The following is a 10,239-nucleotide window of genomic DNA, read 5'->3' as shown; positions in this document are numbered from 1 at the left end:
TCCATCGGCCAGCTCTCCCTCACCTACTGGGTCAACCGCCCCCTGCGCCGCCTGTCCGTCCTCACCATCACCTGGCTCGGATAGCCGCCCTGGCGAAACTTTGTTAGGGCGGTCATCGGGCAGGCCGTGATCTGATGGAGCGGGCCCTGAACGACCTGGGCGACCGCGGCATGGACTCGGACTTCGTCCGGTACGCCGAGATGGACGCCCCTTGCCTCCTGGTCACCGAACGCCTCACGGACCCCGACCGCGTGCGGGTCAGCGCCCACCAGCACGACCGCGAAATCTTCACCAGCCTGGTGACTTTAGCCGAGGCCCCCACCGCCACGACCACCCCCAGCGACCTCGCGGTCTGACCCACGCAGAGCTCCTCCAGCCTCTTGTGCCCGGCCGGTGCGGCGGCCGGGCACAAGAGGCTCGAACCGCATCCACGACGAACAGGCTCTGCCAGGCGCAACGGCTCGGCATCACGTGCAGTTCGGCACAAGCAATTTGGCCCACCTGCACCACTCGGACCGACCCGCACAACGAACAAGGCCAGCCGGAGTCAGTGTGGCGCGGCCCCCGGCCATGCCGTGCCCGGGGCCTCTCGTCAAGAGTCTGGCGGGTCTGCTGCTGGGGCTGAGTGCCTGTGGCGCGGCCGTGGTCGCCCTCTATCAGCTCATGGCGTAGCCAGAGGTACGGCGGTGGGTGGCGGCGCGGCCCTCTGCCGGGACCGGCCTGCTCCGTCCTGCGTCGGACCTGGCAGGCCGGAGATGCACCGGGTCCGGCATACGGCTCCGCCTCAACAGCCACCCCACCGCAGCCGGGAAGCAAGTGCGGTGGCACGTGGGACGAGTGCCGCTCACCGGACGGCTCCTGCGCATTCCGGCTCCCGGGGCCGACCCGGCCCGGGAAAGTCGGGGGGTGTGGGTCACGGTTCCGGGGGCATACGGGGGTGGAGCGCTTGGGGGCGCTCTGGATATGCAGGGCCCGCCGGACTTCCCCCCCGGCGGGTTCTTGGGTGGAGAACGGCCCGCGCCTGGTTCGGTGCGGGCCGTTCGGCGTTTATGCCGGTGAGCGCCCTCTCGTTACTGGGAGTCGTGTGCGATGTGCCGGCTTCATGACGGTGAGGCCGGCTGGGAAAGGCGTTCTGCGTCTGGCGCTCGTCCACTTCCCGGCCGGCGAGGCCGCTCCCTTCCGCGAAGGCCGCCTTCCCGGCCGTGCTGATTCGTCGGCGTTTCGCCCTGCCGGGCCGCGGTGGTCATCGTCCGGGGGGCGGGGCCGGAACAGCCGATAAGTATCCTGAGCGCTACAGATTCGGCCCTGTCGCCCGGCCTACGCCGTGGGACGCCTGCGGGGCGGACAGGCGGCAGGCTGTTCGGCAGCCGGACCGAGCCCGCCGGGGCGAGGTGTTCCAGGGGTTGGAGCGGGCCGGTCGCCTCGCGCCGCGATGGCCGGCTGCCTCCTTGCGGGGAGGGGCCCGAGCGAGCGTGGCGGCCGCCCTGGCCGACTACTTGCCGTGCTGGTGGAAGTGGTCTGTCGTCTGAGGGGCACCGGAACGCGTTGCGGGTATTTTGTCCGTTTCGGTGAAAGTGGTTTCGAGGGGGCTGTTGGTGGGATAGAACTGCAGGTCAGAAAGGCTGCTCCCCGCGCCCGCGGGGAAGGACTCGCAGCACCGCGCGTCTGGCATCGAATGACGAACTGCTCCCCGCGCCCGCGGGGAAGGACTCGTCACGGGATACTCGGTGGCCATGCCGGGCGACTGCTCCCCGCGCCCGCGGGGAAGGACTCATGCCGAACCCCCTCTCTTGTCGCCGGATTCGCTGCTCCCCGCGCCCGCGGGGAAGGACTCCTGTGAGCTTGCAGCGGCGGTCACCCTCACGGGTGACGATGAGCATGGATACCCACTCGACCAGAGCATGAGGCAGGTCGAGTGCGGCAGGATGGGGAACCAACAGGGCTCCTGCGCCGATGGGTGGAGACTTCGAACACCTCCCTCAACGGCACGGGAGCCCTGTGCGTTGCGGCCCTCATCCTGACCCGGACCGGGTCACTCGATCAGTGGCCACTCTGAAAAAGCTCAATCAATTTCCCACGCGGCTGCGCTTCCTCGCCGAACTCGCTACGGCACTGGAGCCTCCAGCACGCCCCCCCTCGGCCCCGCCGGGTCGGCGAGGCTGCCCATACCCTCAACGCCGAGCGGAGTGCTCCCTCACGGGGAGCACTCCGCTCTGAACGAAGCTGGGCCACAGCGGGTCGAGGAGAGCAGCGCTGTTCTCAACACTAGACGTGATGACAATACGGGCTTGACTTTACTGTCAACCCCCCCTTAACCTTCCTGCATGGGCGATGACTCAAAAACGCCAGGCATGTACCGGGTATATGCATCACGGCAGGATCAAGGCTGGCAACTGTCCCTCCCCGGGATCGGCGATATATGGGTGCGCCGGCTAACTGATGCAGTAAATGCGGCGACTAGCTTTATCGCCGAGAGAAAGGGCATTTCCCGCGACCAAGTCGGAACCCAGCTTTCTGTAGAACTGAGTGCCGACCTGGAACCCGAACGGCGCGCATCCACTGAGGCACACCTGAAGGCCAAGAGGGCTCAGGATGAGGCCGCTCTGGCATACCGCAAGTTGGCGAAGAGACTCCAGGAATCTGGAATTTCAGGCGCGGAGATCGCCCTTATCCTCGGTGTCTCACGCCAACGCGTATCTCAGCTCTTGTCTTCTACTCAGAAGTAGCAAGAGTTCTCAAGCGCTGCATCCATGGACCGCTTCTCGATCCTGAAGGAGAAGATCGGCCGGTCCGGCTCGACAGTCTGCAAGCCCGCTCCCGTGAGGATCAGGGGCGCCTCGGCGGCGTGCCGCTCCCTACTTCATCTCAACCTGTACGCGATCGATGCTGTAAGCGCAGTCAACGGCGTACTGCCTGGTCGTGCCCCCACTTGCGAGGCCGAGGAGCGCGGTGGCTCCGATCGCGATTGCACTGATTCTGCGCTTGCTCATTCTTCGTACCCTCCCCTGAGATCACCGCAGGTAGCGGCGTAGATGCAGCCTGCACGAGGGTCAGCAGCGAGATCAAGGAAGTTTCAGAGGATGGCTTAGAACCACACAGACGCAGGTACCGACCACGCTTTGTGAGATGACTTGATTTGCTACAGGCAATCAGTATGCGCAGAATCAGTGCAATCGCGATCGGAGCCACCGCGCTCCTCGGCCTCGCAATACCGCCGGCCTCGGCCGGCGAGCAGGCCCTCAGCTGTAAGACGAGCGTAGGCGACACCGGAGGCTGGGCCGAGTGCACCGGATCCGGTACCTGGCGGGTCAAGTCGGTCTGCAGCTTCGCTGACTTCGACAAGTACACGCAGTGGGTAACCACCAACAAGAAGACCCGTGTCTATGCAACGGATTGCAACTTCTCGATCGTTGACGTCGTCGTACAGATCAAGTGAGGGAGCGGACCGGCACGCACGGCCTCCCGTCCAGCGATTTGTTTGACTGCGGTCAAGGGCTAAGAAAGCCTATTGATAGACCGGCACGTTAGCCGCATCCGCGAGTGCGGGTCCTGAGGCTCCCGGCTCAGGACCCGCTGCTGCGTTCATGTCCGGGAGAAAGTCGTAATTCAACCATTAGGAACTTCCTATTCTCGCGCCTGACGCATTACATCACAGGTCGCTCTCTGTGACTCAGCGCGGGAATTGCTCAGAAATATGAGGTAGATCAGTGTCTCTAATCGGCGTACTGCTGAGCGGCTCATCGCGCGAAAGCAGTAGCGAAAAGAGCTTACCTACCTCGCACGGAAGCGTTTTCGTTGCACTCGCCGCCTTTGCGGCAATAAAAATAATCGGTCTCGTGACGCTGACTATCTATTCTGTAGTCAATGGGAAGAATGCTCTGGTCCTACTTAGCGCCCGTTGGGACTCACTTTGGTATGCGCGCGTTGCCGACCACGGTTATACGTATTCAGTACAGGCTGCTGACGGTAGACACCTTTCTAGTATGGCCTTCTTCCCTTTGCTGCCATGGCTGGAGCGCGCTGGCTCTTCCGTGGGGATTGATTCCTCTACTGCTGGTCTGGCAATAAGTCAGATCGCATCACTCGCTGCTGCCGCAGGGTTGTTCCAGCTGACTCGCCACATGATAGGGCCGCGTGCCGGCTACCTTCTTGTTATTTTGTGGGCTGCTCTACCCGTGGCTATCGTCCAGTCCATGGCGTACAGCGAGTCACTTTTTGTGGCGCTGGCAGCGTGGGGACTGTGCTTTCTGCTGAGAAAGCAATGGATCCTTGCCGGAGTTTCTGCCTTTTTCGCAGGCCTAACGCGGCCCATCGGACTTGCCGTCGCAGCTTCAATCTTTTGTGCCGCGTTCTTTGCGATTCTTTCTGCGAGAAAAAACGGGGATACGAGGGAGTATTGGCGGATAGTAGTCGCTTGCACCCTCTCTCCAATTGGTGCCGCTGGGTACATTCTTTGGGTTGGGGCTCAAACAGGCGGAGCGTTCGGATACTTTAAAATTCAGGCAGGGTGGGGAAACGGTTTCGACGGCGGGCTGGCGTTCTCTAAATTCCTGGCAGCGCCGCTCGGGGGTCATTGGGCGCTCGTGCTAGTGGTTCTTATTGTTCTTCTAGCCCTCGTCGCATGGTCTCATTGGGTGTTGTTTCGTCAGGGCTATCCACTCCCAGTGGTCGTATACTCCGTCATTGTCACATTGCTTGCCGTGGGCGCATCTGGATACTTTGGTTCAAAACCCCGTTTCCTGATTCCCGCTTTCCCTCTTCTGCTCCCGCTCGCAGTTGCACTCGCGCGTTCCAAGCGAGCAACGCCCTGGATCGTTATTGCCGCAGCGATTAGTGCTGGCTACGGAGCATTCTGGTTGAACGGATCAGGTCCGCTATAGCCTTGGCATCGATAGAGCAGTGCCGTGGAAGTGGGTGGATCTCAGCCAGCCCAGCTTCTCGAAACGGTGGATTCTGCGGCACGGCCGCAGCGGGGAACCACGGAGGCCGACGGCCGCCCCCGGTGGATGACGGTGAACTTGGCGAACTCTTCAGTAGCGGCCGTCGAGAAGACCAACTGCTCCAAGAGCCGGACAGGGCCGGTGGGAAGTCATCCGCGTGGGGAGTACCGCTCCGTGAGCGGCCTCCTGAGGTGTGAGCTCCACGGTGGACGTCACGTCAGGTCCACGGCTGGGCAGAGGCGTGTCGGCATGGTGGTCGTCCATCTCCTCCAGGCGTTCACAGACTTCTGCCGCGCTGCCCGGCCACTGGGCTGGGTCCTTCGCCAGGAGGCGGTCGACCAGCTGCTCAAGCGCGGTCGGCACCTTGGCTTCGTTCATCTCCAGGAACAGCGTTTGTCGATGGGTTGCGGAGGCAGTTGGTGATCAACCGGCTCGGGAATGTCGACGAGAGATGACGGCACGTGTCCGGCCCGATGAAGGCTGGTCGGTCTCGCGGAGCTGGCGATCGGTAGGTTGTGTCGTCAAACGTTGAGTCGCCTGTTCGAAGGGGAGGGGCCGGGGTGGAAGAGCCAGAGATCACGATCAAGCTCACCCGCGACGAAGCGACGATCCTGTCGGACTGGTTGGAACGGTTGCAGATGACCGATCTCAGCAACACCGTCGATGATCCGGCGGCATGGGCACCGATCCATCGGATCGCCGGCCAGCTGGACAAGATGCTGCCCGAGCTGTTCTTCCCCGACTATGACGTGCGGCTGGAGGAGGCCCGGCGCCGCCTGCGTCCGGTCGATGACGGCAGCCTTGAAGACTGAGCCGATCGACTCTCGCGACAGGACAGCACTGCCTGCGAACGCGGGCCGGCGCCGCCCGAGAGGGCGGTAGGCCGGCGAGTCAGGCAGCGGCAGATGCCAGCCGGCCTTGGCGGGCTCCTCAGCTCGAGCTCGGGTGCTGGCGAGGCGGTAGGAGTCGGTGCCGGTCTCGATGATGGTGCCATTGAACGTGAGCCGGTCGACGATGGCCACGCAGAGGCGCGGGTCAGTGAACGTCTTCGTCCAGCCGCCGAAGGAATTGTCGGAGGCGATCGCGACGCTGTTCTTCTCCTCGCGTTCGGTCAGGACCTGGAGGAGGAGCTCGGCGCCGTGGCGGCGGCCGGGGCGGATAGGGTCCGTTCAGCCCGTGCCGATATGGCGTGCGCGGGTGAGGCCCGGCGCCCAGACGCTGTTCTGGGACGCAGTACCGCCGGGCCGCTCCACCCTCTTGCCCTGCCCTCCCGCCGCGCACGGCCAGGAGCACGCCCACGCCCCGCGTCCCGGCGCCGCTTGCCGCGCCGCGTCCGGCCCTGTCCAAGTCGACGGGTCTTCGGGTCGGACTTCCTGAAGCTCCCAGGAGGGTCCTGTAGGGAAGTAGTCGGCGACGCCGGCCTCCTCCTCGCACCCCTTGACATGCAGGTCACAGCCTCACGGAGGCGCCCGGTGCGGGGACCTGGGGGCAACCTACAGGGCAACCTGTAAGGCAACCCGTAGGGCAACCTGTTCCTACCCTCGCCCTCGTCCTCGCAGTGTGACGTGGGCCACTTCCCGTCACAAACGGCCGCCACCCCCAAATAACAACCGAGTAAGACCGTCTGGCTGGGCTCTTAGCAGTACCTCAGGCCGCATTCCATACGCCGACCGCCCGGGAAGCCCCGGGTCAGCTATTGAATGCGGCCTTCGCCATACCCATCGTGGCCGGGGCTTGCGTGCCTTGGTGTGCGGCGCCGCAAGGTGCTCTCGCCAACCCGGCGGACCGTGTTCACCGTGCCTGTCAAGCGTCCGCGAATCCCCTCCGCTCCAGGGCCCACAGGGGCACCGGACGGATTTTCGCGAGAACTCGATCCACCGCCCGCCACGCCGCACTGTTGCCCCCGGCGCTCACCCGGAGCGCCCCCAAGCACCCGAAAGAGAGCACCACCATGTCCACGCTCCACCTGATCGTCGTCCTGCTCCTGGTCGTCACCAGCGTCCTGTTCCTCGGCGCGATCGGCTACCTGACCGACCGCCACCCCCGCCTGGCTAAGCCGCTGGGCGCCTGCGCCGCCTGGGCTGCCGTCCTCGTCGCCGTCGTCGCCTTGATTGTGGCGCTCCGGTGACCCGCCGAACCGGCCCCGCGGCCAGTCACACACGGAGTAACACGACCTGTCAGTCACACGGGCTGACCTCGGCCGATACCCCGAAACCGCACCCGGCGCCACGTGTGACTGCGCCTTATGTGACCGCTCCGCCCGGCGGCGGCCGGCCCGCCCGGATCGAAGGCGCGCACCCCCCTTGACCGCCTTGCACTCCAAGGCCACGCCCCCTTGACCACCCACTGGTCAAGGGACTCTGTCCTTCGGCGGCCGTACATTCGTGCACCGTTTCGTGTCTGGCGCTGGGTGTGGGACGGTGGGGGGACAAGAGACCGGCCGCCACCTGATAACGGCGGCCTTTGGGATGTGGGAGTTGCTCCCTCTCCGGGCACCCTCATCCCGCCATCGCCGTCCACCCCTTCCTCCCTCTTCGGGACCGGGGGTGTTTCGTCTGTGGGCTCATCAACCCCCGGAAGGGGGGCGCGCCCCGTATGGACATCACCACCACGATCACCGGCACCACCGCCCGTATCACCCCGCACGGGGAACTCGACCTCGACACCCTGCCCCCGCTGCGTGCGGCCGTGGACCGCCTCCCACAGCAGGTCACCGGCCTGGTGTGGGATCTGGAGCACCTGTCTTTCACCGACATAGCCGGCCTGCGCCTGATTTTCGGCCCCGCCCCGCACTACCGCACGACGGTGACCGGAGTGCAGGACCAGCCTCTGCAGCTCCTGTTCATCGCGGCCGACCTGTTCCCCACGGCCTATGACCTGACGCGACTGATCCCCCGTACCCCCGCCGGCCTGACCGCCTGCAAGCCGTGATCCACCGCTGGAAGCGGACTTCCCCCGCCTGGGGCCGGCACCCGAACCACGGGTACCGGCCCCAGGCCGTCTCCGTCTCCGACCAGCGCCCCGCATGCTCTCCCCACCCCAAGACCCAGGCGTCTGCACGCCCCGCTGGCGCCTCGGCTGGCCGTCGGCGCCCATCCGGGTGCATCCGTCTCCGCTGGGGCCGTACGCGGCTTTACGGTGCCGGTGTGGATCACTACCCGGGCCGGTGGCGTGGCTGCCGGAACCTGACCGGCTTCCGGCATGAGCTGGCCGAGCGCCTGGGGGTGCGTGCCGAGCTCCTGCGTGCCGGGGCCGACCGGGATGGCGAGGCCTTGAGCATCCGTGACGCCGTCGCTCTAGCGGTCGTCCAGCTCGGCCTGCGCGCCTCCGCCGACGTCTGACCTCGACCTGACACTTACCTGCCTCTCACAGGGCTTGTCAGTCGTCCACGAGCTCGATCTCGAACGACAACTCGGTTCGCTCACGTAGCTGCGTGGCCACATCTTTCCGTACATCACCAGGTAGGGAAACCGCCACTGCTGTCGTAGACGTCCCTGGCCGATAGCTCTGGGCAACGCCCGAAGGGCTGGGTGCAAGGCTCTCCAGGGCGCTTAGCGCTTCGTCTAGAGAGTCATTTGAGACGGTCGCCGAGATCCGGGTGCGCATCACGTCCACCTCCTAAGGCTGCTCCCAGAATCCACCTACTCGTCCCCTATCGCCTCCTAACATCGAGTCCGACGCCCTGCGGCCAGTCGTCCGTCCGGCCGCGCGCAGCGGGCTCGTTCTGCCCTGGTGGCTGATGCGCGTCGTGTGATGTGCACTGGGTGTGCGTCACGGGTTTTCACTGGTGGTGGGTGTGGCGGGGTTGGGCACCGCGTTGCTGGGGTGTCGTTCGGTTGGTGAAGGCCGCTGTCGTTTTCCGGTGAAGGTCCGTTGTCGTGCGTGTAGGGCGTGAGGGTCGCGTTGCGGTGGGGATGATCAGTCCCACCAGAAGTCCCAGTTGTGTGCGCCGGTGAGTCGTTCTGCGTACGCGGCCAGTGTGTGAGGGCGGCTGCCTTGCCAGATGTTGTCCGGGCAGAAGGCGAAGTGCTCAGCGGCGACCAGCAGAGCGTCTTCCTGGTTCATCGGTGGAGCGGCGACGCTGATGTGCAGGGTGGAGAATCCGACGGCGACGACACGAGTACCGAAGCGGTGCTCCCAGTCCGCGATGACCGCGGAGAACTTTGCGGTGTCGTCGTCGTAGTTGCAGGGTCCGGTCCAGCCTGCGGCGGTGAGGGCCTCGGCGCCGGATGCGGCGATGACCAGCCCCAGCCGGGATTGAGGCCGGTCGGTGAGGAATGCTTGCGCGTACTCGCCGGCCAGTTGGTCGGCGTTCGTTGCTGTTTCTCGGCTGGGCGCGAGGCCGGGCCAGCTCTGGCCGAAGGGGGCTGTGACAGCGAGGCGTTCTGCGGCGGGGAGCACGTCGTCTTCATCGACGGCGGTGTGGGCCGCCCACCACTGCGCGAGCAGGCCGGCTGGGTCATGGCTTGCTGGGGATGACATCCGCTCGGGGAAGATCTCGCCCGATCCCCATGGGCGGAAGTCGCCGCCGTCTGAATCCGGGGAGTCGAGGAGTAGTGGCCAGAGGCCGGAGGTTGTGTGCTCGGTCTGGATCTGTGCCCACAGTTCGACCGGGGCGGGCCGATCGCTGAGCCAAAGGGGCTGCACATCTCCGTCGCCCTCGTCGGATGTGATCATCCGGCCGGGCGGGAGCGGGGTCCTGAGGGCCGATCGAGGTTCGGGGTGCACGTGTGGATGCTAGCTGTGCAGGATTTTCGGCTTCCTAAGGGCTGTCCCGCAAAGATCTTGAAGTCGCCTCGGGCACGGTGTCCGCGGTGCGGCCCGCTTGCCTAACCAGCGAGAACGAGGTTGTGCATCCGAGCGATGCCGAGCATGGCGTGGTGGACGCCGTTGCCTTTGAGGCGGCAGTCGCGGAGGATCTTCCAGGTCTTCATGCGGGCGAAGACGTGCTCGACGCGGGCTCAGACCTGCTTGTGGGACTTGTTGTGTTCCTCTTTCCAGTCCGGGAGGTCACTCTGGCCACGCTCTCGGCGATGTGGGATGACCAGTCCGGTGCCCGGGTAGCCGCCGTCGGCGATCGTGACCGTGTTGCCGACGGCGTCCTTGGCGCCGGACTCCTCCCATGCCTTGCAGTCGTTGCGGTTCCCGGCGAGCGGCTGGCCGACCACGACGACCAGTCGGGTGTCGGCATCGATGACGACCTGGTGGTTGGTGGAGTACCGGTAGTTCTAATAGGTCACCGGTGGCCCCGAGCGCGTAAGCGCAAGAGGCACCATGCGAGGCGGGAAGCTGCTTCCTT

General features: G+C 65.3%; 9 protein-coding genes and 2 pseudogenes. 8 read left to right on the top strand and 3 right to left on the bottom strand.

All coding sequences use genetic code 11. From position 1 onward, the window contains the following. Positions 1-134 precede the first annotated feature (134 nt). From OO47_RS32695 to OO47_RS32680, 5 genes are all read left to right on the top strand, one after another. Positions 135-356, top strand: coding sequence for a hypothetical protein (locus OO47_RS32695; RefSeq protein ID WP_030223358.1), 222 nt, complete (start codon positions 135-137; stop codon positions 354-356). 1,968 nt (positions 357-2,324) lie between these two features. Then, positions 2,325-2,726 carry a hypothetical protein gene (locus OO47_RS37125; protein ID WP_158708749.1) on the top strand — a complete coding sequence of 134 codons (402 nt, stop codon included), beginning with the start codon at positions 2,325-2,327 and terminating at the stop codon, positions 2,724-2,726. Positions 2,727-3,154: 428 nt separating this feature from the next. Further along, positions 3,155-3,436 carry a hypothetical protein gene (locus OO47_RS32690; protein WP_033211138.1) on the top strand — a complete coding sequence of 94 codons (282 nt, stop codon included), beginning with the start codon at positions 3,155-3,157 and terminating at the stop codon, positions 3,434-3,436. A gap of 400 nt (positions 3,437-3,836) precedes the next feature. After that, positions 3,837-4,880 carry a glycosyltransferase family 39 protein gene (locus OO47_RS35835; RefSeq protein WP_234323386.1) on the top strand — a complete coding sequence of 348 codons (1,044 nt, stop codon included), beginning with the start codon at positions 3,837-3,839 and terminating at the stop codon, positions 4,878-4,880. A gap of 620 nt (positions 4,881-5,500) precedes the next feature. Next, positions 5,501-5,752, top strand: coding sequence for a hypothetical protein (locus OO47_RS32680; protein WP_030223352.1), 252 nt, complete (start codon positions 5,501-5,503; stop codon positions 5,750-5,752). Between the two features lie 132 nt (positions 5,753-5,884). On the opposite strand, the pseudogene OO47_RS35830 reads toward OO47_RS32680, so the two are convergent. Then, positions 5,885-6,085, bottom strand: a pseudogene (locus tag OO47_RS35830) (ATP-binding protein); the annotation flags it as partial. Positions 6,086-6,891: 806 nt separating this feature from the next. Between OO47_RS35830 and OO47_RS37120 the strand changes: the two are divergent. The 3 genes from OO47_RS37120 (at position 6,892) to OO47_RS32665 (ending at position 8,281) form a co-directional block, all read left to right on the top strand. Further along, positions 6,892-7,068, top strand: coding sequence for a hypothetical protein (locus OO47_RS37120; RefSeq protein WP_158708748.1), 177 nt, complete (start codon positions 6,892-6,894; stop codon positions 7,066-7,068). A gap of 467 nt (positions 7,069-7,535) precedes the next feature. Continuing rightward, positions 7,536-7,871, top strand: a complete 336-nt coding sequence (locus OO47_RS32670; RefSeq protein ID WP_030223347.1) for an STAS domain-containing protein — start codon at positions 7,536-7,538, stop codon at positions 7,869-7,871. 215 nt (positions 7,872-8,086) lie between these two features. Next, entirely contained in the window at positions 8,087-8,281 is a 195-nt protein-coding gene (locus OO47_RS32665; protein WP_030223344.1) for a hypothetical protein, read from the top strand. A gap of 577 nt (positions 8,282-8,858) precedes the next feature. On the opposite strand, the gene OO47_RS32660 is transcribed toward OO47_RS32665, so the two are convergent. Continuing rightward, complete coding sequence (locus OO47_RS32660; RefSeq protein WP_078490145.1) at positions 8,859-9,617, bottom strand: DUF4253 domain-containing protein; 759 nt, start codon at positions 9,615-9,617, stop codon at positions 8,859-8,861. A 152-nt stretch (positions 9,618-9,769) separates the two neighbouring features. Further along, positions 9,770-10,168, bottom strand: a pseudogene (locus tag OO47_RS33775) (transposase); the annotation flags it as partial. Positions 10,169-10,239: the final 71 nt, after the last annotated feature.

The organism is Streptomyces bikiniensis (assembly GCF_000716625.1).
GTDB lineage: Bacteria > Actinomycetota > Actinomycetes > Streptomycetales > Streptomycetaceae > Streptomyces > Streptomyces bikiniensis.
The sequence above is the reverse complement of the archived record's forward strand: the minus strand, read 5'-3'. Positions and strand labels throughout refer to the sequence as shown.

Bases quoted from the DNA above. Each gene is read 5' to 3' on its own strand.
- OO47_RS32695 (WP_030223358.1), top strand. From the start codon at position 135: ATGGAGCGGGCCCTGAACGACCTGGGCGACCGCGGCATGGACTCGGAC.
- OO47_RS37125 (WP_158708749.1), top strand. From the start codon at position 2,325: ATGGGCGATGACTCAAAAACGCCAGGCATGTACCGGGTATATGCATCA.
- OO47_RS32690 (WP_033211138.1), top strand. From the start codon at position 3,155: ATGCGCAGAATCAGTGCAATCGCGATCGGAGCCACCGCGCTCCTCGGC.
- OO47_RS37120 (WP_158708748.1), top strand. From the start codon at position 6,892: ATGTCCACGCTCCACCTGATCGTCGTCCTGCTCCTGGTCGTCACCAGC.
- OO47_RS32670 (WP_030223347.1), top strand. From the start codon at position 7,536: ATGGACATCACCACCACGATCACCGGCACCACCGCCCGTATCACCCCG.
- OO47_RS32660 (WP_078490145.1), bottom strand. From the start codon at position 9,617: ATGATCACATCCGACGAGGGCGACGGAGATGTGCAGCCCCTTTGGCTC.